This is a genomic window from Streptomyces sp. AC558_RSS880 (assembly GCF_019049255.1).
In the GTDB taxonomy this organism is placed as follows: Bacteria; Actinomycetota; Actinomycetes; order Streptomycetales; family Streptomycetaceae; genus Streptomyces.
Window position 1 is genome coordinate 58,433 of record NZ_JAGMUJ010000004.1, and the last position, 24,806, is coordinate 83,238.

A 24,806-nucleotide genomic window follows, 5' to 3' on the forward strand; every position below is an offset into this window, starting at 1 on the left:
GCGCCCAGTGGCCCGCCGGGCGGCGGACCTCTCAGGCATCGTGCGCGGCAGGCGGGGGCGGGCGCCTTTCCTGGGGGGCCGGGTGGGGGGCCGCCGAACGGGGTCCCTCAGGCGCGGGGGGTGCGGTCCGCCGGTCCCACGACCCCCCGGACCACTCCCAGCTCCACCAGGTCCTGCGGGCGGACACGGAGCCGGTCCGCCGTTTCCTCCACCTCCTCCGGGGGCCGTTTGAGGATGGCCGCCGCGAGTTCCGGGGCGATCACCGAGAAGTAGCTGTCGGGGGTGGCCCAGGTGTTGCCGGGGGCCGCGAGCGCCAGCGCGCCGCCGGAGCCGCCCTCGCCGACGACCAGCGTGGTGACCGGCGTACGGGCGGCGGCCACGGCGCCGAACAGGTCGGCGATGGCGGCCCCCGCGCCCTGCCGCTCCGCCTCCGCGTCGTTCGCCGCGCCCGGCGTGTCCACCAGCGTCAGCACCGGGATGCCGAGCCGGTCCGCGAGCCGGACCAGCCGGGCGGCGGTGCGGTACCCGGCGGGACGGGTGGCGGCCCCGGTCTGCGCCGCGTAGGCGACCGTACGGCCCTCCTGCTCACCGAAGCCGCACAGCATGCCGTCCGGGTCCGTGCCGCCGCAACGGTCGCCGCTGAGGGTGACGCGGGAAGTGAGGCAGGCGTCCAGGTACGCGGTGGCGCGCGGGCGTTCGGGTGAACGGGCGCGGCGGACGGCGTCCCAGCCGGTGGCCGGGAGGTCCGTCGCGCCCAGCGGCAGCGGCGGCGGCACCGGTGCGGTGGAGGGACGGGTCAGCAGCCGCAGCCAGCGGCCCAGCGTCCCCCGCAGTTCCTCCGGCCGTACCAGCGCGTCCGCCGCCCCCGCCGCCACCTGCGCCTCGGCCGTGTACGCCGCCGGGTCCGCGTCCGCGGGCCGCACCCGTGAACCGGCGAAACCGACCTGCGCGCCGGGCAGGGCGAGGACGACGTCGGCGCCCGCGCCCAGGGTGGCCCACCCACCGCCGGTCGTCGGGTCCCGCACCACCGCGATCTGCGGCAGCCCGGCCTCCCGCGTGAGCGCCGACGCGCGGGCCACCCGCTGGAGCTGGGTGAGGGCGAGCATGCCCTCCTGCATCCGGCTGCCCCCGGTGGCGACCAGCGGCACCACCGGCAGCCGGTGCGCGCGGGCGTGGTCGTACGCCGCCACCAGCCGGTCGCCGGTGCGCTCGCCGAGCGAGCCGCCGAGGAAGCCGAACTCGAACGCGACGACGACCGCCCGGGTGCCCTCGACGCTCGCGGTGCCGCAGACCACGGACTCCTGCTCGCCGGTGCGCTCGGCGGCACGGGCGCGGGCGGCACCGTAACCGGGCCAGCCGAGCGGGCCGTCCGGGGCCGATTCCCCCGCGGAATACGGAAGTTCGGTGAAGTCGTCCGCGACGAGGGCGACGGCCTCCCGGGCGGACAGCCGGTCAGCCATGCCGCAGCGCCCGCTTCATGATCTTCCCCATGTCGTTGCGCGGAAGGGAGTCGAGGTGGCGGACCACGCGCGGGCGCTTGTGCGGGGCGAGGCGCCCGGCGACATGACCGGCCAGCTCCTCCAGACCGGGCGGGGACTGAGGATCGGCCGGCACCACCCACGCCACGATCCGCTCGCCCAGATCGGCGTCCGGCTCCCCGGTGACCGCGGCCTCCCGCACCCCCGGGTGCTCCAGCAGGGCGTTCTCGATCTCACCCGCGCCGATCTTGTAACCGCCGCTCTTGATCAGGTCGGTGGCCTTGCGGCCGACGATGCGGACATAACCGTCGGGGTCGCGCACCGCCATGTCCCCGGTGCGGAACCAACCGTCGGCGGTGAACGCGGCGGCCGTCGCGTCCGGCCGGTTCAGGTACTCCGTGAACAGGTTCGGCCCGCGCACCTGGATCTCGCCGACCGTCTCCCCGTCGTACGACGCGATCGGCGACCCGTCCTCCTCCACCAGCCGCAGCTCCACCCCCGGCAGCGGTACGCCCACCGTGCCGGGGCGGGCCTCGCCGTCCGCGCGGACGCTGGTGTTCATCAGCGTCTCCGTCATGCCGTACCGCTCGATGACCCGGCGTCCGGTCGCCGCCGTGATCCGCTCGTGGTCGTGCACGGGCAGCGCGGCGGAGCCCGACACCAGCAGCCGCGCCCCGGCCAGCGCCTTGGCCAACTCCGGCCCGTCGGGCAGCGCCTCCGCGAGGCGGTGGTACATCGTCGGCACGCCGAACAGCATGGTCGCGCCGTCGTTCAGTTCGCGCGTCACGCCCTCGCCGGTGAACCTGCCCAGGTGGCGCACGGAGCCGCCGCGGCGCAGCGGGCCGAGGATGCCGAGGACGAGGCCGTGCACGTGGAACAGCGGCAGCCCGTGCACCAGCACGTCCTCGCCGGTCCACCGCCAGGCGTCGGCGAGGGCGTCCAGGGTGGCGGCGATCGCGCGGCGCGGGACGACGGCGCCCTTGGGCGGGCCGGTGGTGCCGGAGGTGTAGACGATCAGCGCGGGGTCCTCCGCGTTCCGGGCACGGTCGTCGGGGAGGGCGCCCGGGGCCCTCAGGGACGGGTCGACGTCGAGCCGGGGCAGGCCGTCCAGGGGGGCGGGGAGGTCCTCGCCGGGCGCGGTGAGCACCAGGTCCGGGGCGCTGTCGGTCAGGATGTGGCCGAGTTCCTTCCCTCCCGACTTCGGGTTGAGCGGCACCACGGTCACCCCGGCGAGCAGTGCCGCGGTGACCGAGACCGCGGTCTCCAGCGCCGGTGTGGCCCATACGGCGACCCGGCGCGCCTCCGTCAGGCCCCCGGCCACCGCCCCGGCCGCCGCGGCGAGTTCCCCGTACGTCAGTGAGCGCTCGCCGAAGCGCAGGGCGGGCCGGTCGGCCGGGCCGTCGGTCAGGGCCGGGAAGAGAGAGGACACGCGTCGTACTCCTTAACTAGCTGTCGTTGACCAGCTGTCGTCCGAAGGCTGCCAGGTCTTCGTGCCGACCGGGACCTAACCCCACCCGGGCGCGACCATCACCAGCCACACCACCGCGGGGACCGCCGCGACCACGATCCCGCCGTACGCCATCAGCTGCCGGAAGAAGCGCTCGCGGTCGACGTCCGGCGCGGCGGCCAGGACCAGCGCGCCGTTCGTGGAGAACGGGCTCACGTCCACGACCGTCGCGGACACCGCGAGCGCGGCCACCATGCCGACGGCCCCGATCTCGCCCTGGGCGAGGAACGGCACGGCCAGCGGGATCAGCGCGCCCATGATGCCGACGGAGGAGGCGAACGCCGACACGATCGCGCCGATGTAGCAGAGCAGCACCGCGGCGAGCAGCGGGACGCCGATGCCGCCGACGCCCTCACCGGCCCAGGTGATCGTGCCCATCTCGTCCAGCACCCCGACGTAGGTGAGCACACCGCAGATCAGCAGGACCGTGGGCCAGGCGATCTCGGAGACCGCCTTGCGGCTGTCGTCCGGCCAGGCGGTGCTCAGCACGACGGCGAGGGTGATCGCGGTGAGACCGGCGTCCAGGTCGAAGCCGAGGACGGCGACGACGAGGGCGACCAGGGAGACGAGGGTGGCGACGACGGGGGTGGTGAGCGGGCCGGCCGCGGGGGCGTCGGGGCGGGTGGCCGCGGCGGTGGGGGCGGGGGCGGTACGGGTGCCACCGCCGTTCCCCGTGCCCGCGGTACCGGAACCGCCGCCGCTGCCCGTGCCGCCCGTCTCCTTCGTCTCCGTCCCGGTGCCGGTCACGGCCCCCCGGCTCCACAGCTTCAGCCCGCCGCAGACGACGAACACCACCCCGGCGATGACGAGGTTCGCCAGCAGCGAGGCGAGGAACAGGGTGATCTCGCTGCCGGGGAGCTTCTCGCGCTCGACGATGCCGTTGACGATCGAGCCGTAGATGCTGATCGGGGAGAAGCCGCCGGCCTGCGCGCCGTGCACCACCATCGCGCCCATCAGCAGCGGGCTGATCCGGTACCGGGCGGCGAAGCTCAGCGCGATCGGCGCGACGATCGCCACCGCGGCCGGACTGACCGCGCCGATCGCGGTGAGCGCGCCGGTGAGGGCGAACATCACCCAGGGGATCAGCGCGACCCGCCCCCGCACCAGCCGGACGGCCGCGTGCACCAGCCAGTCGGTGGTGCCGTTGGCGCGGGCGATGGCGAACAGGTACGTGACGCCGACCAGGACGACGAACAGATCGCCGGGGAAACCGGCGAAGACGCCGTCCGCGTCGAGGTCGGCGACGAGCGTGCCCACCCCGAAGGCGGCGGCGAAGGCCAGCGCGCCCATGTTGACGGAGCGGGTGGTGGCGATGACGAACACCACCGCCAGGACGAGGATCGAGACGAGTTCGGGGGACATGCGGGCTCCCGAGTGGCTGAGTGGCTGAACCACTTGCCCACTGGAGTGGTGTGGTCCGTTTGGCTGGACAGCGTGGGCCCCGGGGGAGGGGCCGTCAAGGGGTCGCGCAGGAATTGGCTCAGCCACTCGGCCACTGCGAGGGTCCCGGTGCTAACCTCGCGACGAGAGGGGGACTCCGTGACCGACGCCTTGCGCCCCATGACGAAACAGCGCCTGTACGAGCAGGTGCTGGAGCGGTTGCGCCAGTACGTCACCGAGGGCGGCCTGCGCGCCGGCGACCGCCTCCCGCCCGAACGGGACCTGGCCCAGCGGCTCGGCGTCAGCCGCGCCTCGGTGAAGCAGGCGATCGTGGTCCTGGAGGTCCAGGGCCTGGTGGAGGCCCGGCACGGCGGCGGCACCTATCTCGTACGGGACAGCCTCGACGTCGAGCCGGTCGACCGGATGGTGGAACGCCGCCGGCGCCTGCCCGACGTGCTGGAGGCCCGGGAGGCGCTGGAGACGAAGCTCGCCGAACTGGCCGCCGAGCGCCGCACGGACGACGACCTGGCCGCGATGCGGTCCGCGCTCGCGCACATGGCCGAGGAGATCGAGGCGGGCGGCGGCGGAGTGGAGGGCGACCGGCTGTTCCACGCGGCGGTGACGGCGGCCGCCCACAGCGGTCTGCTCGCGGAGTTCATGCGCTCCATCGCCGGGCAGATCGCCGAGAGCCGCACGGAGTCGTTGCGCCAGCCCGGCCGCCCCCACCGCTCCCTGGCCCAGCACCGGGCCATCCTCGACGCCATCGCCGAAGGCCGCCCCCGCCAGGCGGCCACCGCCATGCGCCGTCACGTCCGCACGGTCGCCAAGGTCCGCCTGCTGGACTGGGATCCGGAGGAGGACCGCTGACCGCCTCCTGGCCTCCTCCTGACCTCCTCCTGACCTCCTCCTGACCTCCTCCTGACCTCCTCCTGACCTCCTCCTGACCTCCTCCTGACCTCCTCCTGACCTCCTCCTGACCTCCTCCTGGTCGGCGAACGGCCTGTCGCGGCCCCGGCGCGGTTGTTAGCCTGCTCGTCGATCAGCTGTTCGTACGAGGAGGGAACCGTCGTGCCCCGTATCGCGCTCGTGACCTGCCGGCCCGGCCCCGAGGTCGCTGAGGACCGGGATCTGCCGGGGCTGGTGCGGGCACTGGAGGAGGCCGGGGCCGAGGCGTCCGCCGAGGTGTGGGACGACGACGGGGTGGACTGGTCCGGCTTCGACCTCGCCGTGATCCGTTCCACCTGGGACTACAGCTGGCGGGCGGCGGAGTTCACCGCGTGGGCCGAGCGGTGCGGCACGCTCACCCGGCTGGCCAACCCGGCGGACGTGGTGCGCTGGAACACCGACAAGCGGTACCTCGGGGAGCTGGCCGGGGCAGGGGTGCCGGTGGTGGACACCCGGTACCTGGCGCCCGGGGATGCCCTCGACCTCCCGGACGACCACGAGTACGTCGTCAAGCCGACCTCCGGCGCCGGCGCCCGGTTCGCCGCCCGCTACACGCCCGACGAGCACGACACGGCCGTACGGCACCTTCAGCGGATGCACGCCGAGGGGTTCACCGCGATGGTGCAGCCCTATGTGCGCGGCATCGACACCGCCGGCGAGCGGGCGCTGCAGTACTTCGGGGGGAGCCTGCTGCACGCCAGCCGCAAGGGGCCCGTCCTCGCCCCCGGTACGCCCTACGACCAGCGCAAGGTGGCCCATCCCGGGCTGACCGACTGGACCCCGACCCTCGAGGAAGCCGCCATCGCCAGAAAGGCGTTGGCCTCCGTACCGGGCCGGCCCGAGCTGCTGTACGCGCGCGTCGACCTCGTGGACGGGGAGGACGGCCGGCCCCGCGTGATGGAGCTGGAGCTGGTCGAGCCGAACCTCTTCCTGTGGCTGCACCCGGAGTCGGTGCCGCGCGTCGCGGAGGAGATCCTCAAGGCCGCGGTCCGCTGACCGCCGTACGCTGCAGCAGCCCCCACGTGAACTCGGCGACCACCTCGCGGGGCACGCCGGTCGCGTCCGGGGCCGTGAAGGCGAGACCCCAGCGGGTGGGGGCCGTGCCCTCCAGGGGGCGGGCGGGGGCGAAGGCGCGGGCCGCCTCGTCCACCGTGCAGGACCAGGGCGTGAGGTCCTCCACCGTGCGCAGGACGGGCGGTTCGGCGCCCGGCGCGCGGACCAGCCACTCGTTCCACACCGCACCGCCGGCCGCCGGGGTCAGCACCTCGAAGCGCAAGGAGGGCCAGAGCGGGACCGGCCACCGCCACGCCTCGCACTCCAGGTCGCCGACCCTGCGCGGGGCCCGGGACTCCGGCTCGCCGAGCACCGAGCGGTAGCGGGAGAGGGCCGGGCGGGAGCGCGGCGAGCGGACCATCGCCTGCCAGCGCCTGTTGGCCTCGCGCAGGTCGGCGAGGGAGACGCCCAGTGCGCGTCGCGCGTCCTCCACCGGGCCGGGGTTGTGGTCGGCCATGCGGCGCAGCAGCACGAGCTGGAAGTCGAGCGGGGTGAACGGGCCGGTGGGGCGTTGTCCGGTGGGCACGGGACCCATCGTCGCGCATCGTCCCATTGCCCGGGGTCGACCCGTATGGATAGCCTGTGTGTTCGTCATTCCGATCGCCTGTTGAAATCTCGAACGATTGCAGGCACCTGAGACACATAGGGAGGGGGCCGGTCGTGGGACGCCTCGTACCAGCCGTGACCCGGGCTCTCGACATTCTCGAGCTCTTCCTCGACGGGGACGGGACGCTCTCCGCCCCCGACATCGTGCGCAGGCTGCAACTGCCGCGCACCACCGTGCACGAGCTGGTGACCACGCTCGCCGCCCGGAAGTACATCGTCCCGGTGGCGGGCCAGCCCGGACGCTACCGGCTCGGCGTGCGCCCGTACCAGCTCGGCGCCCGCTACGCCGAGCACCTCGACCTCGCCGCCGAGGGCCAGCAGGTCGCCCGGTCGGTCGCCGAGACCTGCGACGAGACGGTGCACGTGGCGATCCTGGAGGACACCGACGTCATCTACATCGCCAAGGTGGACTCCACCCACGCGGTGCGGATGGTGTCGGCGGCCGGCCGCCGACTGCCCGCCCACTGCACCTCCGTCGGCAAGATGCTGCTGGCCTCCCTTCCCGAGCACGAACTCGCCGCGCGCGTCCCCGACGACGCCGAGCTGTCCGCGATGACCCCCAACAGCATCACCGACGTGGCCGCCCTGCGCGAGACCCTTGCGGAGATCCGCGCCCGGGGCGTCGCCGTGGAGAGCCGCGAGTCCAACCCGGACGTCTCCTGCGTCGCCGCCCCGGTGCGCGACCGCACGGGGCAGGTGGTCGCCGCGCTGTCCATCTCCGTACCGATGATCCGCTGGAGCGACGAGCGGCTCGGCGAGCTGGAGCAGCTCGCGGTCAAGGGCGCCGCCGAACTGTCCGAGCGACTGGGTCACAGGAGCGTGGCATGACGAGCACATTCGACGTCGCCGTCCGTGCGGAGGCGGCCCTGGGCGAGGGCCCCACCTGGGACCCGGCCACCGGCCGCCTGCTGTGGATCGACATCCTCGGCTCCCGCGTCCACACCTACGACCCGGCCACCGGCCGGCGCACCGTGCGCCGCACCGACCAGCACGTGGGCGCCGTCAAGCCCCGCGCGGGCGGCGGCCTCGTCCTCAACCTGCGGGACGGCATCGGCCTGCTCGACCCCGACGGCGCCTTCCGCTGGCTGCACCGCGAGGTCGTCCCCGGCCGCCGCGCCAACGACGCCGCCGTCGCCCCCGACGGCAGCCTCTGGGCGGGCACCATGCGCTACGACGAGGCGCCCTGCGGCGGCACGCTCTCCCGCGTCACCGGCGACGGCACGGTCAAGGTCCTCCTCGACGACGTGGCGGTGAGCAACGGCACCGGCTGGAGCCCCGACGGCCGGCTGATGTACTACATCGACTCGCCGACCCGCCGCATCGACGTCTTCGACGTCGGCGAGGCGGACGGCAGGATCACGAACCGCCGCTCCCTGGTCACGATCGAGGGCGGCGCGGGCTTCCCCGACGGGCTGTGCGTCGACGCCGACGGCTGCGTGTGGGTGGCCCTGTGGGACGGGGGCGCGGTACGCCGCTACACCCCGTCCGGGGAACTGGACCGGGTGGTCACCCTGCCCGTCCCCCTCGTCACGGCCTGCGCCTTCGGTGGCCCCGACCTGACGGACCTCTACGTCACCACGGCCCGCGTGGGCCTGACGGCCCCGCATCCTCTGGCGGGCTCGCTGCTGGTGGTGCCGGGCGCGGGCAAGGGGGTGCCCCAGCCGCCGTTCGCGGGCTGACGAACAGCGCCTCCGGACCACACAGCCCCTCCGGCGTTCGAGGAGCGGGGGTCCGGGGGCAGCGCCCCCCGGGGACGGGACGGGACGGGAAGGGGCGGCGGGGGCGAAGACCCTCCGGCTCACACCCCCGTACGGTCGAGCCCCCGCAGGACCTCGCGTTCCCCCGGCGTCAGCGGGGGCTCGGTCGACGGAGGGAGCGGGGAACCGGCGAGAGCCGCCAGCACCGCGCCGGGACGGAACATGCGCGTCGGCGGCGTGCGCAGACTGGTGACGTCCCACACCGCCGAGGCCGCCGCGTAGGAGCCCGTCGCCGCCCTCATCATGCGCCGCGTGTACGCCGTCACCACCCGGTCGCCGACACCCGGCACCCCGCCCCGCACGCCCGGATACAGCACGTCCTGCCCGACCGCCATCGACCACGCCGCGTCCGCCGCCCGCGCGGCCCCCCGCACCACCCGCCGGCCCAGACCGGGCGCGCCGAGCCCCCCGCCCCGCCCCAGCTCCCGGCCGAGGACCCGCGCGCCGAACGCCGCCACCGACATCCCGTGCCCGTACGCCGGATTGAACGTGGCCAGCGCGTCCCCGAGGACCACGAACCCCTCCGGCCACCGCGGCATCCGCTCCAGGTACCGCCGCACATTGCTCGTCGACCGGCTCAGGTGCACGTCCGTGAGCGGCTCCGCGCCGGAGATCAGCCGCCCCACGATCGGATCCGGCAGATCGAGCGTGTACCGCAGGAACCCCTCCGGATCCGCCGGCGGCTCACCGCCCCGCGAGCCGCCGCAGCTCACCAGCCAGCGGCCCCCCTCGATCGGCATCACCATCGCGCTCCGCGCCGGCCGGGACACATACGGGTTGGCCTGCACGATCGTCAGCGGGAACCGTTCCGCGCCGTCCGGCACCCGGTAGACGCGCGAGGCGTTGACCAGCCCGGAGTCCACCGTCCGTTCCTCCACGCCGGTCAGCCCGAGCCCGTCGAGCCAGCCGGCGACCCGCGTCCCGCGTCCGCTCGCGTCGACGACCAGGTCCGCCTCGAGGTCGGTGTCCCCGCCGGGCGCCGCGATCCGCACCCCGCGCACCCGCCCCGCGGAGCCCGTCAGCCCCACCGCCGCCGCCTTGCGGACCTCCACCGGCACCTGTTCCCGTACCGTCGTGCGCACCACCCAGTCCACCAGTGCCCGGCTGCACGTCACCATCACCGGCCCCTCGCGGCGCCACCGCCGCAGCCAGCCCTCGGACGTGAGCGCGAGCAGGCCCGAGTTGAGCGGGATCTCGTGCGCCCCGGCGGCGAGCAGCCGCCCCCGCAGTCCCGCGCCCGGCAGCAGCTCCTCCATGGCGTCCAGGCCGCCCGCCATCAGCAGGTGCGCGTGCCGGCCCTGCGGCAGCCCCTTGCGGTGCTCCGGGCCGTCCGGCAGTTCGTCGCGGTCCAGGACGATCACCTCGTCCGCTCCCGCACGGGACAGCACCGCCGCGGCCAGCATGCCGGCCAGGCCGGCACCGATGACGACAGCTCTACGCGACATGGGGCTCCTCGGGTTCGGTCACGGCTTTGGTCGTGGCGGGCGGCACCGCGCCGTCGGGCGCGGTGGTCGCGGCGGTCGCGGAGGGAGGACGGCGCAGCGCCTGTGCCAGCTCCACCAGCCCGTCGGTGCCGGAGACCTCGGTGGCGTGCAGCCGGTACGTACCGGCGGTCTCGGGTGGTTCCTCGCGGGCGGCGGCCCGGCGCGCCGCGTCGGCGAGCATGGCCGCCTCGGCCGCCAGCCGCGCCTCGTGGGGGGAGCGGCCCGCGCGCAGGGCGGTGTCCCGGACCCGTTCGCGGACCCGGTGGTCGAAGTAGGGCGCCAGCGCGAGCAGCGCGTCGTGGATCGACACCTCACGCCACTGCAGCCGCGCCTGCGGCAGCTGCCACCAGGCGGCCTGCGGCTTGGGCGCGGTCGGCACCGACCCCACCAGCGACCACAGCGGGCCCAGCCGCCGGTAGTCGCCGAGCCCCCGCCACTGCGCGCGGGCGGACGGCAGCAGCCGCGGCAGCACGAACCCGGCCGAGCACAGCAGCGCGGCCAGCGAGGCCATCGGCGGGGCGACCGCGGTGGACAGGAAGTCCAGGTCGTGGCCCGACCAACGGGCCACCACCGCCGTGTACTTGGTCAGCTGGAACCCCACCACGTCCAGCAGCGCCCCCACCAGGATCAGCCGCAGCCCGGTCCGCAGCAGCCCGCCGACCTCGCGCCCCCACTTGACGCAGACGACGCACATCACCAGCATCGCCGCGCTGTGCCCGAGCAGGTACAGCAGGATCATCTCCCGCATGAACGGGGTGTTGGCGTAGTACGTGTCGAGGTCGGTCAGCCGCTCGGTGTCCGCGTCGGCGAGCGCGAACAGGAGGACGATGGCGACCACCAGCGCACCGTAGGCGGCCACGCTGCGCAGCACCATGCGCCGCACCCGTTCCCGCGACCCGCCCCGCCAGTTGATCAGCAGCACCAGCACCGCGCAGCTGTACGCGGAGAGCATCCCGTAGGTCAGCGGGGCCCCGAAGTTGGGGATGCCGGTGAGGGAGTTGACGGCGGCCAGGGTGGCCGGGGCGGCGCACACGAAGACCAGGGCGCCCAGGATGATCGCGGCGCAGGTGGACAGGGTGAGCGGGTTGCGCGGGGCTGCCGTGCGCGGGCGGCGGAACAGCAGCACGGACGTCATCCCGAACACGAAGGCCGCCAGGTAGACGACGAGACTCATACCGGCCGGCTCCTCCCGTCCGGGGCCCGGTTCACGCGGTCCCCGCCGTGGTCGTGCCGCTCGGCACCGAGGCGGCCGCCGGCGCCGGGGCCGCACCGGTCAGCGCGTCGGCGATCCGGGCCAGGGCGGCCGGGTCCGGCACCCGGGCCGGGAGCCGGCCGCCGCCGTCGCGCGGCGGGACCCGGCGCCCCGGTTCCGCCTCGGCGCGCACCGCGGCGGTGATCACCGCCGCCCACGCGGCGGCCTCCGCGCGCTCCGCCTCCCCCGTCGCCGCCAGCACACCGGCGCGGGTCCGGTCGTACAGCTCCCGGTCGAAGTAGGCGTCCAGGTGGCTCAGCGCGTTGTGGATGCTGGTCTGCCGCCACACCAGCCGCGTCGTGGGGGAGGCGAGCCCGGGCCGGGGCAGCCGCAGCGTCCGGCGGGTGAGGAGGTCGTCCAGCGCCCGCTCCAGCGGTTCCAGCCGGGCGTACGTCCGCCGTGCCCGCCGCCACTCGGTGGCGCGGGGCGCCGCCAGCGGCACCAGCACCCCGACGACCGTCAGCAGGGCGCCGAGCCCGGCGGCGGCCGGGGAGACGGTGGTGTCGAGCTTCGACCAGTCCCGCCCGGACCAGCGGGCGCCCACCGCGACCAGCTTGGCCAGGCTGTACCCGGCCCCGCACAGCGAACCGGTGCCGAGCAGCGTCAGCCCCGCCCGCAGTCCGCCCCGCACCCGGCGTGCCCAGCGCAGCGAGGACACGGCGGTGACGGTCACCGCGGTGAGGTGCGCGAGCAGGTACAGCACGATCATCTGGGCGATGAACGGCGTCGTCGCGTAGTAGGTGTCCAGGTCGGTACGGCGCTCCACGGGCGCCTCGCCGAGCGCGAACGTCACCGTGATGCCGAGGACGACGACGGCGTAGGCGAGCAGCCAGCGGCGGGCGGTGCGGCGCACCCGGGGCCCGCCGCGCCAGTGCACGACGAGGAGCTGGGACGCGGCGCAGTACCCGGTGATCACCACGTAGGTGACCGGTGCCGCGAGGTTCGGCACGTCGCCGATCCGGTTGACGGCGCCGACCGTCGGCGGCGCCCCCAGGAAGAAGCACAGGCCCGCGAGGCCCAGCACCGCGCAGATCGTCCGCAGGTACGGGTCGCGCCGGTGCCGCAGCAGATCGGGGGCCTTCACCAGCAGGCCGAGCCACAGCACCCCGCAGCTGACGTAGTTGATCAGGCCGCTCATCTCCTGGTCCCGCGGTAGTTGAGTGCGGCCCCGATGCGTCCGGCGAGGTCCTGCGGGTCGCCGGGGGCGCCGCCCTCCGCGGCGTACACCGAGTCGGTGGAGGCGTCCAGCCAGGTGCGCAGCCGGCGGCCCATCAGCATGCCGAAGCGGTCCGCCTCCTGCTCCTCGGCCAGGCTGAAGTCGGTGCGCGCGGCGACCGGTCCGGGCCGCTCACCGGCCTCCTCCCGGCGGCGGTTCATGTGCCACACCTCGTGGCAGAGGATCACGATCTGGTGCCACACGGCGGCCCGCTCGTCCACCACCACGTCGTCGTGGCCCTCGCGTTCCAGCCACAGCCCGCTCGCCGTGTGCGGGGGGAACGCCGCCCGGTGGACGACCACGTCACGTCCCCGCCAGGCGCTGACGGAGGCGACCAGTGCCTCGAACAGGACCTCGGGGTCCGCCGGGACCGCCACCCGGATGGGGTCGATGAGGGCGTCAGCGAGGCGACGCATCTCCTTCCTGGTACGCACCGCTGTCTCCCTGTTCCCCTGGGTGTCGCCCGGTCACCTGTGCAATATGCCAAGTCGGATGCCGTCCCGGCCAGTTCCGGAGGTGAAGCGGTCACTCGGTGACCGCCACGATGTCCCCGGGTGCCGCGGCGAGCGCGCGGACCTCCCGGATCAGGTCGGGGTGGCGCAGGGCGCGCGAGACGGCCCCGATCTCGCGGAGCAGCTCGGTGGTGTCGAGTTCGTGACCGCGGCGCGTACCGGCCCCGGCCTCGACGGCGTCGAGGATCACCACGGCCGCGGCGAGGGCCCGCGCCCGTTCCGGCGGGAGACCCAGGCCGAGGGCGGCGGCGTACGACCGTTCGCGCAGCCGCTCGTCGGTGTGGCGGGCCAGCGGCAGCAGGACGTCCCGGATGAACGTCTCGCGGCGGGTCAGGCGCAGTTCGGGCCCGGCGCGCAGCACGAGCGGCAGACCGCAGCCGTGCACGGACCGCATCAGCACGTACAGGGGGCGCAGCCGGTGGTGGGCCAGGCGCAGCCGCCAGCGCTCGTGGAGGTACTGGCCGGCGTGCGGCAGGATGAAGCCGACCGCGATCGACACCGCCGCCAGACACGCCAGCGCCGGGGCCACGTCCAGACTGAGCCAGTCCAGGTCGTTGCCGGTCCAGCGCGCGCCCACGGCGGTGAGTTTGGCGGCGTCGAAGGCCAGGTTCAGCGCGTATCCGACGCCCAGGAACTTCAGTCCCCAGCGCAGCCAGGCGTCGAGTCCGTCGGCGCGGATCCAGTTCCAGATCAGCTTCGAGGTGATGAGCGCGGCGGTGGTGTGCGCGACGAGGTACAGCAGGATCTCCTCGCGCATGAACGGCGTCGTCGCGTAGTAGGTGTCCAGGTCCCGGGTGCGCTCCACGGGCACGTCGGCGAGGGCGAACAGCACCCACAGCGCGACGATCACGGCCCCGTACGCGCGGAGCACCCGGCGGGTGGCGCGGCGGGTGGAGGCGGAGTGCTCGGCCGGCCCGTCGCGCCAGGCGATGATCAGCACCAGGCAGGAGCCGCAGAAGGCGGTCAGCAGCGAGTACACCCAGGGCGCCGAGATGTTCGGCACGCCGGTGACCCGGTTGACCCACACGATGGTCGACGGGGCGACGAACACGAACACCGCGCAGGCGAGCAGCAGCAGCCCGCCGACCGCGCGCAGCAGCGGGTCCGTCCACAACCGGATGATCGTCGGCAGTTTGATCGCCAGGGCGGCGGCGAGGACGGCGGCCGGGATCCACCAGAAGGACGTGTAGAACGCGCTGAGGAACGAGGCCGGACCCACGGCCGCGTCCGCGAACCCCATCCCGTCCCCTCGCTCCCGTTCGCCGCTGAACCCAAGGCCGTTCGAGCCTACGCGGCCGAACGTGTCCGCGTCATGCGAGGGACGTCCGCGGAAAGTCCCGCTGTGAGTTCTTGTCCGGGCCATTGACGCGCCGTTCCAACACCCTTACGGTCCGTTCGAAGTTACGGGCGTCATTCGATATTTCGAACGATCCATGAACGGATGGGGCAGGGCATGGGACGACCTGGCCTGAATCGCAGGCAACTCCTCGCCGGAATGGGCGGGTTGACCGTCGCCGGAAGCTTCGGCTTCGCGGCGCTCGGGACCGGGGCCGACGCGCTCGCCTCCGGGGCGGACACCCGTGTGCGCTACTGGAACCTCTTCAGTGGCGGCGACGGATACAACATGATCGCGATGCTGGACTCCTTCCGCGAGGACAACCCCGGCATCGAGGTGAAGGACTCGACCCTCCAGTGGGGCAGCCCCTTCTACACCAAGCTCGCCATGGCGGCCGCGGGCAACCGCGCACCCGACCTCGGCGTCATGCACCTGGGCCGCGTCACCGGCTTCTCACCCGGCCGCCTCCTGGACCCCTGGGACGTGGAGCTGCTCGCCAAGTACGGCGTGAAGGAAACCGACTTCAACCCCGAGCTGTGGAAACGCGCCGTCATCGACGGCAAGCTCTACGCCCTCCCGCTCGACATCCACGTCCAGCTCTGCTTCTACCGCAAGGACGTGCTGAAGAAGGCGGGCCTGCTCGGCGCCGACGGCCGCATCGTGCCCGTGACCTCGGTCGACGCATGGTTCGACGTGCTCAAGGAGGCCAAGAGGGCCGCCGGGAAGGGCCTGCAGACCCTCGGCATGTGGACCGCCGACCAGAACTTCCAGTGGTGGTTCTTCGTCGCCTTCTACACCCAGCTCGGCGGCACCTGGTTCAACGACGCCAACACCGAGGTCACCTTCGACACCGACAAGGCCACCCAGGTCCTGGAGTTCCTGCGCCGGCACGTCACCGACGGGTACGCGAACCCGGACTTCGCGGGCGGCGCGGGCGCCGAACAGTTCGTCAACGGCGGCCCCTTCGTCTGGGAGGGCAACTGGTCGGTGCCGGTCTTCGACAGCGCGAAGATCGACTACGGCGCGACCCCGCTGCCGCCCGTCTTCGGCAGGCAGGCCACCCACGCCGAGTCGCACGCCTTCGTCCTGCCGCACCAGTCCGACCGCGGCGGCGCCGCCAACGAGGGCGCGCACCGGCTCGCCGCCTACATCGTCCAGCACGCCCGGCAGTGGGCCGCCGGCGGACACATCCCCGCCCACACGCCCACCCTGTCCACGGCCGCGTACCAGAAGCTCGACCCGCAGAGCGAGTACGTGTCGGCGATGGACCACCAGGCCACCGAGCCGAAGGTGTGGTTCGCCGGCTCCACCGGCATCCTCGCCCAGCGCGTCGGCCCCGTCGTCGTCTCCTCGACGATGGGCTCCGCCAAGCCGGACGCCGCCGCCCGCAGCATGAAGAGCACACTCACCCAACTGCTCGCCTCGAAGAACCCCATGGACGGCAGGACTGCCGCGCAGGGAGGTGCGGTCGCATGACGACGACCGGCGCAGAGACCGTCATCGCGCCCACGCGCGTGCGGACCGCCACGGCCAGTGCCACCGTCCGCCGCAAGCAGGGCTTCCAGCACGGCGGCTGGTTCGTCGCCCCGTTCCTCGTGCTGTTCGCGCTCTTCGTGATCTGGCCGCTGCTGCGCGGCCTCTACCTCAGCTTCACCGACGCCAACATCTCCGGCGACAGCGCGAACTTCATCGGCCTCGACAACTACCGCGAGGCCCTCGACGACCCGCTGGTGTGGGAATCACTCGGCCACAGCGCGTACTTCACGCTCCTCGTCGTGCCCTGCATCACGGTCCTCGCCTTCCTCCTCGCGATGCTCGCCCACCACATCGAACGCGGCAAGTGGCTGTGGCGGCTGTGCTTCTTCGCCCCGTTCCTGCTGCCGTCGACCGTCGCCGCCAACCTGTGGCAGTGGCTGTTCAACCCCGGTACCGGCATGGTCAACCACGTCTTCGGCATCGAGACGCCGTGGCTGAACGACAAGTCGTACGCGATGCTCGCCGTCGTCATCTGCACCCTGTGGTGGACGGTCGGCTTCAGCTTCCTGCTCTACCTCGCGGCCCTCCAGGGCATCCCCGGACACCTCTACGAGGCCGCCAAGCTGGACGGCGCGAACGCCTGGCACCGGATGGTCCACATCACCCTGCCGATGCTGCGCAACATCACCGGCCTCGTCATCGCCCTGCAGATCCTCGCCTCGCTCCAGGTCTTCGACCAGGCCGTCGTGATGATGGACTTCCTGCCCGGTCCGGAAGGATCCACCAGGACGTTCGTGCAGTACACCCTCGAAGAGGGCTTCACCAGCTACCGCGTGGGCTACGCCTCCGCCATCTCCATCATCTTCTTCGTGATCATCGCGGCCGTCGCCCTCGCCCGGATGTGGCTGCTGCGCAACCGTGAGGAGGGCGGCCGATGACCACCACCGCACAGCAGACACGGGTCAAGTCCCGCCGGAGCTGGACACCGAGCCAGATCGTCCTCACCCTCCTCGGCACCGCCGTCTCCCTCGTCTTCCTCGCTCCGCTCGCCTGGGCCCTGTTCACCTCGCTGAAGTCGGAGACCGAGGCCGTCGAGGTGCCGACGCACTGGCTGCCGAAGGAGTGGACCGGCCAGGCGTGGACGGCCATCTTCGAGACCGGCAACATCACCAACTGGTTCGTGAACTCCCTGGTGGTGTCCGTCTGCGTGACCGCGATCGTGCTGGTCGTCAGCGCACTCGCCGGATACGGCTTCGCCCGCACCGAGTTCCGCGGCAGACACGTCCTGATGGGCGTGGTCATGGCCGGCCTCATGGTCTCCCCGGCCGTGCTCGGCGTCCCCCTGTTCACCACCGTGCAGCAGATGGGCATGGTCGACACCTACTGGGGCATGATCCTGCCGCAGTGCGCGCCCGCCGCGATGGTCTACATCCTCTACAAGTTCTTCCAGGGCATCCCGCGCGAACTGGAGGAGGCCGCCTTCATCGACGGCGCCGGCCGCTGGCGCGTCTTCTTCACCGTCATCGTGCCGCTGTCCCGCCCCTCCCTCGCGGCGGTCGGCATCTTCACCTTCATCAGCTCCTGGAACAACTTCCTGTGGCCCTACATGGTCACCAACAACCCCGACCTGATGACCATGCCGAACGGCATCGCGACCGTCATGAACTCCTACGGCATCCAGTGGGCCCAGCTCATGGCCGGCGGCCTCATGGCGGGCCTGCCGCTGATCATCGTCTTCGTCTTCTTCCAGCGCCAGATCGTGGCGGGCGTCGCCCACACCGGTCTGGCCGGCCAGTAGTCCCTCCGAGGGGAGCCTGATGTGAAGCGCCTGAGACTCGTCACCCTCCTGGCCACCGCGGTCGTGGCCCTGCTGCCGGCCACGGCCCGGGCGGACGTGACGTACCCCGACCCCCAGCCGGTCACCGGCCAGCAGATCATCCACGACCCGACCGTGATGCGCCTCAAGTCCGGCGGCTACGTGGCCTATTCGACGGGCGGCGTCATCGGCGCCCGCACCTCGAAGGACCGCGTCCACTGGACGGACGCGGGCAACGCCTTCGCCGAACCCCCGTCCTGGTGGTACGAGTACAACGACACCGGCGACCCCTGGGCCCCCGACCTCTCCTACCGCGCCGGCCGCTACTGGCTGTACTACGCGGTCTCCTCCTGGGGCACCAACCACTCCGCGATCGGTGTGGCCACCTCCCGCACGGGCCTGCCCGGCACCTGGACCGACCACGGCAAGGTCTTCACCTCGGAGACCACCGACCACTGGAACGCCATCGACCCGGCCGTCACCCGGGCCGACGGCCGCCTGTGGATGACGTTCGGCTCGTACTGGACCGGCATCCGCATGGTCGAACTGGACCCGGCAACGGGCAAGGCGGTCGAGGACGCCCCGGTCCACCACCTGGCCACCCGCCCCGACGAGCCGTACGCGGTCGAGGGCCCGGAGATCGTCAAGCACGGCCGCCACTACTACCTGTTCGCGTCGTACGACGCGTGCTGCTCGGGCGTGAACTCGACGTACAAGATCAAGGTCGGCCGCTCGACGTCGATCACCGGCCCGTACGTCGACAGCACGGGCAGACCGATGCTGGAGGGCGGCGGCGACCTCCTCCTCGCCGGCCACGGCAGGTACGTGGGCACGGGCGGCCAGTCGGTCTTCCGCGACCGGGGCAAAGACTGGCTGGCCTACCACTACTACGACGCCGAGGACGAAGGCACCCCCAAGCTGGGGCTCAACCGGCTGAGCTGGCAGAAAGACGGCTGGCCGAACGTCCATTAAGGGGCGCGGGGCTGTGTCGATGTGCGGCTCCGCCGCGTGTGCGCGACAAGCCCCCACCGACCCGCAGACGAAACCGAACCCTCGAAAGGAAGAAATTGCGCACCGCCCGTTTCACCCTGGACCCCGCCTTCACCGTAGGCGAAGTGAACCCCCGCCTCTTCGGCTCGTTCGTGGAACACCTCGGCCGCTGCGTGTACACCGGCATCTTCGAGCCCGACCACCCCACCGCGGACGCGGAGGGCCTCCGCCAGGACGTCCTCGACCTCGTCCGGGAACTCGGCGTCACCGCCATCCGCTACCCCGGCGGCAACTTCGTCTCGGGCTACAAGTGGGAGGACTCCGTCGGCCCGGTGGAGGACCGCCCCCGCCGCCTCGACCTCGCCTGGCGCTCGACCGAGACCAACCGCTTCGGCCTCTCCGAGTACATCGCCTTCCTGAAGAAGATCGGCCCCCAGGCCGAGCCCATGATGGCCGTCAACCTCGGCACCCGGGGCGTCGCCGAGGCCCTGGAGCTCCAGGAGTACGCCAACCACCCCTCCGGAACCGCCCTGTCGGACCTGCGCGTCGAGCACGGCGACAAGGACCCGTTCGGCATCCGCATGTGGTGCCTCGGCAACGAGATGGACGGCCCCTGGCAGACCGGCCACAAGACCGCCGAGGAGTACGGCCGCATCGCCGCCGAGACCGCCCGCGCCATGCGCCAGATCGACCCCGGTGTCGAGCTCGTCGCCTGCGGCTCCTCCGGCCAGTCCATGGAGACCTTCGCCGAGTGGGAGGCGACCGTCCTCAAGGAGACCTACGACCTGGTCGACTACATCTCCCTGCACGCCTACTACGAGCCGCTCGACGGCGACGTCGACTCCTTCCTCGCCTCCGCCGTCGACATGGAGTCCTTCATCGAGAACGTGGTCGCCACCTGCGACCACGTCGGCGCCCGCCTCAAGTCCAAGAAGAAGATCAACCTCTCCTTCGACGAGTGGAACGTCTGGTACCTGTCCCGGACCGAGGCCCAGGTCAGCGCCCTGGACTGGCCCGAGGCCCCCCGCCTGCTCGAGGACAACTACAGCGTCACCGACGCCGTCGTCTTCGGTTCGCTCCTCATCGCCCTGCTGCGGCACGCGGACCGCGTCACCGTGGCCTGTCTCGCCCAGCTCGTCAACGTGATCGCCCCGATCATGACCGAGCCCGGCGGCCCGGCCTGGCGGCAGACGACGTTCTTCCCGTTCGCCCAGGCCTCGAAGTACGGCCGCGGCGAGGTGCTCGACGTCCGCGTGGACTCACCGACGTACGAGACGAAGAAGTACGGCGAGGCCGACCTGCTGCACGCCACCGCCGTGCGCGCCGAGGACGGCACGGTCACCGTCTTCGCCGTCAACCGCAGCCGCACCGAGTCCCTGCCGCTGGACGTCGCGCTCAACGGCCTCGACCTCACCGCGGTCGTCGAGCACAGCGCCCTCGCGGACGCCGACCCGGACGCCCGCAACACCCTCGCCGAGCCCGAGCGGGTCGCCCCGCACCCGGTCGACGGCACGACCCTGGACGACGGCCGGCTCTCCGCCGTGCTGGAGCCGCTGTCCTGGAACGTGATCCGGCTGGCGTGAGCCGCCCGGTGTGATGTGCCCGGCGGTGGGCTCACCTCCCCGGTGAGTCCACCGTCTCCACCGGAATCCCGCCCTGTGCCGCGCCCAGCAGCGTCAGCCGCACATCGCGCGGGCCCGAGGGTGTGGTTCCGTCGGACAGCACCGCCAGGGCCAGTGTGTTGGTCCCCCGTGTGCGCAGAATCCCGTTCGGCAGGACGAAGGTGTGCTGCGGGCCCACATCGTTGATGTACTGGCCCATGTTCCAGCCGTTGAGGAAGATCTGGACCCGGTAGGCGCGCTCCGGATCGTCGTCGAGCGTGAGCCCGATCGAGGCGTCCACGTCGGCGGGCACGTTCAGCCGGAACCCCGTCCGGTACCAGGCCACCCCCTGCCGCCGCTCCGCCCGCGGGAACTCCACGGCCCGCCACTCCCGGTCGTCGAACCCGGGCAGGTGCCAGCCCTCCCGCTCCCCGTACAGCCCGCCGTTGTTCAGCGGACCGCGCACCCGGTCCGGCGCCGTGGCGCCCTGGATCCGCCACTCCACGTCCCGGGACGCGCCCCCGAACCCGGCCGACACGAGCCCGCGCGCGGCCTTGTGCGGATCCCGCGCCCGCGCGTCCCCGTCGTGCTGCATCGGCCGTACGAGCACGGACAGCACGTGCGGGCCCCGCTCGCGCCGCTTCTTCGGCACGCCGAAGGAGGCCGTCGCCGTCCACGTGCCCCGCCGGGCCGTGTCCCCGTCCGGCACCGGCATGCGGTGCGTGCCCAGCGGGCGGCCGTCCAGCCAGGCCATCAGCAGCCCCTGCGTACCGGTGCTGTAGGACAGCGAGACGGACTCGACGCCACGCGTGTCCTCGAACCGTCCCCGGTACCAGACGTCGCCGTGGTGGAAGCCGTAGTCGTCCGCGAAGAGGACGGGACCGCCCTCGGGCACGGGCGTCGTACTGTGCGACGAGGCGAGGTCGGCGGACGGCCACGCCGAGTCGTCGAAACCGGCCTCGGACTCCGGGTTCTCCGCCCGCCGGCGCCAGCCCCCCAGCGCGGGCAGCCGCACCTCGGGCGCGCCCGGCATCAGCCCCTCCATCAGCAGGCTCCCGGCCCGGCTGACCTGGGTGCGCACCGGACGTCCGTTCCAGGTCACGGCGGTGATCCCGCGCGGTGCCCACACCTCCAGGCCGGTCTCGCCGACGAGGTCGCCGACGAGGTGGGCGGTGGAGCCGCGCAGGGTGACCGAGCGCAGCAGCGCCGGGCCGTAGACCAGCAGCGGGCCGGACGGGGTCTCGTACGGCCACAGGCGCAGCGCGGTCGCGTCGTCGGCGAACAGCAGCACCATGGGCGTCTCGGAGTCCCCGCCCTCGAGCAGCACCCGGCTCAGTCCGCCCACGCCCAGCGGCACCACGATGTTCAGCCTGCCCCGGTCGTAGGACCACCCGGGCTCGTCGTCCAGCCGGTAGGTGAGCGGCTCGCTGTCGCAGTCCAGCGCGACCTGCGCCGTCTCACCGCTGCGGCCCGTGAACAGGGCGATGTCCTGCCGCCCGACGGTCGTGCTCAGCATGGGCTGCGCGGTGGTGTACGCCAGTTTCCGCCGGCCCAGTTCCAGCCCGGTGGTGAGCAGCTTGGCGTCCCGCGCGCCGACGGTGACCGGTACGTCGATGCCGGTGCCGGGCAGCATCGAGGCGACCGGTTTTGCGGAGTCGTTGTGCAGGACGTACACCTGGGCGCCGGTGTCGGGGTTGGCCAGGTGGCGCACCCTCAGCCGGTCGTCCTCGGCCCGCACCTCCTCCGCCGGGTCCAGCCGGGCGAGGTCGGGCACGGTCCGCAGCAGGTGGCCGAGCTGCTGGAGCGCGGCCAGCTTCGGCGTCGGCCGGCGGCCTTCGCTGATCGCCGCCCCGTAGTCGTACGAGGTGTAGACGCCCGGCGCGGGCAGCCAGCCCCACGAGGTCCCGCCGAACGCCACGCGGACGTTGTGCACGGTGACGCCGTCGGCGAGGCTCGTGAGGTGGCCGCGCCGCTCGTGGGCCGCGTCGTGCGTCCGCCGCACCTCCGCGTACCCCTTGCCGCCGGAGGTGGCCCCGCCCCACGGGTCGGCCGCCCCGCCGGCCGCCCCGGCCAGGACCCCGGGCGTCCGCCGGCCGGTCCCGCGGACCCCGAAACGCCCGTCCGCGTGGAACAGCGGTACGTCGATGCGGTCGGCGCGCGCCCTGTCGTACAGGTGGGTCAGGTAGGCCCGCCCGGCCGGATCGTCGGCGGGGACCTCGAACCCGTCCTCGAACTGGTACAGCAGCACGGTGCCGCCGCCCGCGGTGAACAGATGCCGGACGGCGATGCGGTTGACGGCGCTCAGCCACTCGTCGACGTGCCGCAGGTACTCCGGGTCGGCGGTGCGGGCGCGGCCCCCGGTGGCCGTCAGCCACCCGGGGAAGCCGCCGGCGTCGAGATCGGCGGAGCCGAGGTACGGGCCGGGACGCAGGATGACGTACAGCCGCTCCTCGGCGGCCGTGCTCAGGAAGAGGTCCAGGTCCCGCACCCCGGTGAAGTCGTACGTACCGGGTGCGGGGGAGTGGTGGTTCCACGGCACGGGGACGCTGACCGCGTTGCACCCGTGGGCGCGCAGCTTCTGCAGCACGTCCCGCCACAGGGAGGGGCTGGGCAGCCGGAAGGGGTGCATCTCGCCGGACCACAGCACCAGGCGCCGGCCGTCGACCAGCAGCGAGTACCGGTCGTGGCCGATCCGGTGCCGCTTGCCGTCCGCGCTCGGGGGAGGGGGCGGCGGGCCCGTCGGGACGCTGCGCGGCCCGTGCGCGCCGGTCGCCGCCCCGCCGCTGCCGGCCAGCGCGAGACCGAGCGCCGCCGTACCGGCCAGGGCGGTGAAGGTACGCCTGCTGAGCTCCAAGGGAGCGCCTCCTGTAGTACTGCCACACGGGGTGCCGGTGGGCCATTGTCCACGAACCGGCACCCCTGCGTTCACATGAGGGTTCCGGTACGCCTGTTTCCTCCCGTTTCGGTGGGGTGGAAGTGAATGGCCGGAGTTCACCCTGTCCGCCGGTCGCGGGGCTCCATACGATGCGAGCGCTCCCGGCCTTCACCGCACTTCCACGCCTCCTTCACGGGGCCGGAGCACATGTGCGTGCATGTTTGGCATGTACATGACGCTTCAACGGTTCATGGCAGCAACGATCCGAAACAGCAAGGCGAGACATCACCCCCCACCGAAGGATGGAGAACCATGGCTGGTGGACTGCTCATGGGCGCGGCGGTGGCCGCGCTCCTCACCGCCGCGTTACCCGCGCACGACCCGTCGACCGGGTTCGAGGACCCGCCGCCGGACAAGATCGTCATCAAGGTCGCCACAGTGAACGGTTCCGGTTGCCCCCAGGGCACCGCCGCGGTCGCCGTCTCCGCGGACAACACCGCGTTCACCGTGACGTACAGCGACTACCTCGCCCAGGCCGGCGGGGACTCCGACCCCACGGCCTTCCGCAAGAACTGCCAGCTCAGCCTGCTGGTGCACGTCCCCCAGGGCTTCACCTACGCCATCGCCAGCGCCGACTACCGGGGCTTCGCCTCGCTCCAGCCCGGCGCGAGCGCCACACAGCGGGCGTCGTACTACTTCCAGGGCTCCCCGAACACCGAGTACCGCAGCCACCCCTTCGCGGGCCCCTACGACGACAACTGGCAGGCCACGGACGAGACCGACTGGGCGCAGCTGGTCTACGCGCCCTGCGGGGTCCAGCGCAACTTCAACATCAACACGGAGCTGCGGGTGAACGCGGGCACCACGTCACCCGACGGCGTCAGCTTCATGACGATGGACTCCACGGACGGGGACATCAGCACGGTGTACCACCTGGCGTGGAAGGAGTGCCCGGAGAAGTCGTGACCCGGTGACCCGACCGGTGCGGCCCGTACGGCCCGGATGGGCGTGCGGGCCGCACCTCGGTGTCACCGCCGGCTGAAAGGTCACCGTCGGGGCCACTCGCTTCTTCGCCAGTGTCGTGCTTCCGTGAGCCGCGTCAAGGGCGCTGCGTTCCGCTGCGCTCCACTCCGCGTCGCCTTCGGCGATGGCCCTCCGGGCCACCCTTGACTCGGCTCGCTCCAGCACGGGAGAGAAGCGAGCGAGCGGCCCGGAGGAAAGCGGAGGCCCAGGCACGCCTGCGGTCTACCGTCTGTTTCCAGGCCGATGGCGTTCACGGACGCGCTCGCGTCTCGCCCGCACGCCGGGCCGGCTCAGCGGCCGACGGTGGGTGGGTGGCGGGAGCATGGGCGCACTCGAGTGGTGGCGGGATGCCGCGTCAGGCCCAGCGGCCGGTGCCCGGCAGTCGCGAGAGAGTCCGGCCGGGTGGGGAGACCTTCCCTGTCCCGGCTCTGCGGGGCCAGGGGCGGGGATGCCTTGCTGAAAGGTGTGAACAATCAGCGGGCACCTGCCCTTAGAACGC

General features: G+C 72.9%; 20 protein-coding genes. 10 read left to right on the forward strand and 10 right to left on the reverse strand.

The genetic code is table 11. The features are described 5' to 3' along the window. Positions 1-107: 107 nt before the first annotated feature. The 3 genes from KUM38_RS01585 to KUM38_RS01595 form a co-directional block, all read right to left on the reverse strand. Entirely contained in the window at positions 108-1,460 is a 1,353-nt protein-coding gene (locus KUM38_RS01585; protein WP_217127428.1) for a carboxyl transferase domain-containing protein, read from the reverse strand. Beyond that, positions 1,453-2,907, reverse strand: a complete 1,455-nt coding sequence (locus KUM38_RS01590) for an acyl-CoA synthetase (protein WP_217127429.1) — start codon at positions 2,905-2,907, stop codon at positions 1,453-1,455. Before KUM38_RS01590 ends, KUM38_RS01585 begins: the two co-directional genes overlap by 8 nt. 75 nt (positions 2,908-2,982) lie before the next feature. Next, positions 2,983-4,347, reverse strand: coding sequence for an SLC13 family permease (locus tag KUM38_RS01595; RefSeq protein WP_217127430.1), 1,365 nt, complete (start codon positions 4,345-4,347; stop codon positions 2,983-2,985). A 177-nt stretch (positions 4,348-4,524) separates the two neighbouring features. On the opposite strand from KUM38_RS01595, the gene KUM38_RS01600 reads away from it, so the two are divergent. Next, positions 4,525-5,232, forward strand: a complete 708-nt coding sequence (locus tag KUM38_RS01600; RefSeq protein ID WP_217127431.1) for a FadR/GntR family transcriptional regulator — start codon at positions 4,525-4,527, stop codon at positions 5,230-5,232. A gap of 201 nt (positions 5,233-5,433) precedes the next feature. Further along, the gene (locus KUM38_RS01605; protein ID WP_217127432.1) at positions 5,434-6,306 is read left to right on the forward strand and encodes a RimK family alpha-L-glutamate ligase; all 873 of its coding nucleotides are present in this window, start codon (positions 5,434-5,436) and stop codon (positions 6,304-6,306) included. On the opposite strand, the gene KUM38_RS01610 is transcribed toward KUM38_RS01605, so the two are convergent. After that, the gene (locus tag KUM38_RS01610; protein WP_217127433.1) at positions 6,287-6,898 is read right to left on the reverse strand and encodes a hypothetical protein; all 612 of its coding nucleotides are present in this window, start codon (positions 6,896-6,898) and stop codon (positions 6,287-6,289) included. The two genes, KUM38_RS01605 and KUM38_RS01610, sit on opposite strands and share 20 nt — an antisense overlap. A gap of 125 nt (positions 6,899-7,023) precedes the next feature. Between KUM38_RS01610 and KUM38_RS01615 the strand changes: the two genes are divergently transcribed. Together KUM38_RS01615 and KUM38_RS01620 are read left to right on the forward strand one after the other, a co-directional pair. Further along, positions 7,024-7,797 carry an IclR family transcriptional regulator gene (locus KUM38_RS01615; protein WP_217127434.1) on the forward strand — a complete coding sequence of 258 codons (774 nt, stop codon included), beginning with the start codon at positions 7,024-7,026 and terminating at the stop codon, positions 7,795-7,797. After that, complete coding sequence (locus tag KUM38_RS01620) at positions 7,794-8,648, forward strand: SMP-30/gluconolactonase/LRE family protein (RefSeq protein WP_217127435.1); 855 nt, start codon at positions 7,794-7,796, stop codon at positions 8,646-8,648. The genes KUM38_RS01615 and KUM38_RS01620 overlap by 4 nt, the downstream gene beginning before the upstream one ends. Positions 8,649-8,767: 119 nt before the next feature. Here KUM38_RS01620 and KUM38_RS01625 read toward each other — a convergent pair whose 3' ends face one another. The 5 genes from KUM38_RS01625 to KUM38_RS01645 all read right to left on the reverse strand — a co-directional run bounded on the left by KUM38_RS01625 (position 8,768) and on the right by KUM38_RS01645 (position 14,430). Further along, a complete protein-coding gene (locus KUM38_RS01625) occupies positions 8,768-10,171 on the reverse strand; it encodes an NAD(P)/FAD-dependent oxidoreductase (protein ID WP_217127436.1) in 1,404 nt (467 codons plus the stop codon). Continuing rightward, complete coding sequence (locus KUM38_RS01630) at positions 10,161-11,384, reverse strand: MAB_1171c family putative transporter (protein WP_217127437.1); 1,224 nt, start codon at positions 11,382-11,384, stop codon at positions 10,161-10,163. The genes KUM38_RS01625 and KUM38_RS01630 overlap by 11 nt, the downstream gene beginning before the upstream one ends. A gap of 31 nt (positions 11,385-11,415) precedes the next feature. Then, positions 11,416-12,600: an MAB_1171c family putative transporter gene (locus tag KUM38_RS01635; protein WP_217127438.1), complete on the reverse strand. Its 1,185-nt coding sequence runs from the start codon at positions 12,598-12,600 to the stop codon at positions 11,416-11,418. After that, the gene (locus KUM38_RS01640; protein ID WP_217127439.1) at positions 12,597-13,112 is read right to left on the reverse strand and encodes a toxin; all 516 of its coding nucleotides are present in this window, start codon (positions 13,110-13,112) and stop codon (positions 12,597-12,599) included. Before KUM38_RS01640 ends, KUM38_RS01635 begins: the two co-directional genes overlap by 4 nt. Positions 13,113-13,203: 91 nt before the next feature. Further along, the gene (locus KUM38_RS01645) at positions 13,204-14,430 is read right to left on the reverse strand and encodes a DUF6545 domain-containing protein (RefSeq protein WP_217127440.1); all 1,227 of its coding nucleotides are present in this window, start codon (positions 14,428-14,430) and stop codon (positions 13,204-13,206) included. 213 nt (positions 14,431-14,643) lie between these two features. On the opposite strand from KUM38_RS01645, the gene KUM38_RS01650 reads away from it, so the two are divergent. The 5 genes from KUM38_RS01650 to KUM38_RS01670 all read left to right on the forward strand — a co-directional run bounded on the left by KUM38_RS01650 (position 14,644) and on the right by KUM38_RS01670 (position 20,391). Then, entirely contained in the window at positions 14,644-16,002 is a 1,359-nt protein-coding gene (locus KUM38_RS01650; RefSeq protein WP_217127441.1) for an extracellular solute-binding protein, read from the forward strand. Further along, positions 15,999-16,940, forward strand: a complete 942-nt coding sequence (locus KUM38_RS01655; protein WP_217127442.1) for a carbohydrate ABC transporter permease — start codon at positions 15,999-16,001, stop codon at positions 16,938-16,940. Before KUM38_RS01650 ends, KUM38_RS01655 begins: the two co-directional genes overlap by 4 nt. Then, complete coding sequence (locus KUM38_RS01660; RefSeq protein ID WP_217127443.1) at positions 16,937-17,800, forward strand: carbohydrate ABC transporter permease; 864 nt, start codon at positions 16,937-16,939, stop codon at positions 17,798-17,800. The genes KUM38_RS01655 and KUM38_RS01660 overlap by 4 nt, the downstream gene beginning before the upstream one ends. 21 nt (positions 17,801-17,821) lie before the next feature. Next, entirely contained in the window at positions 17,822-18,790 is a 969-nt protein-coding gene (locus KUM38_RS01665; protein WP_217127444.1) for an arabinan endo-1,5-alpha-L-arabinosidase, read from the forward strand. A gap of 95 nt (positions 18,791-18,885) precedes the next feature. Further along, on the forward strand, positions 18,886-20,391 hold the full coding sequence (locus KUM38_RS01670) for an alpha-N-arabinofuranosidase (protein ID WP_217127445.1): 1,506 nt from the start codon (positions 18,886-18,888) through the stop codon (positions 20,389-20,391). Between the two features lie 31 nt (positions 20,392-20,422). On the opposite strand, the gene KUM38_RS01675 is transcribed toward KUM38_RS01670, so the two are convergent. Then, a complete protein-coding gene (locus KUM38_RS01675; protein ID WP_217127446.1) occupies positions 20,423-23,263 on the reverse strand; it encodes a beta-galactosidase in 2,841 nt (946 codons plus the stop codon). Between the two features lie 333 nt (positions 23,264-23,596). Between KUM38_RS01675 and KUM38_RS01680 the strand changes: the two genes are divergently transcribed. Next, positions 23,597-24,250 carry a DUF4360 domain-containing protein gene (locus tag KUM38_RS01680; RefSeq protein ID WP_217127447.1) on the forward strand — a complete coding sequence of 218 codons (654 nt, stop codon included), beginning with the start codon at positions 23,597-23,599 and terminating at the stop codon, positions 24,248-24,250. The last annotated feature ends 556 nt before the right edge of the window (positions 24,251-24,806 follow it).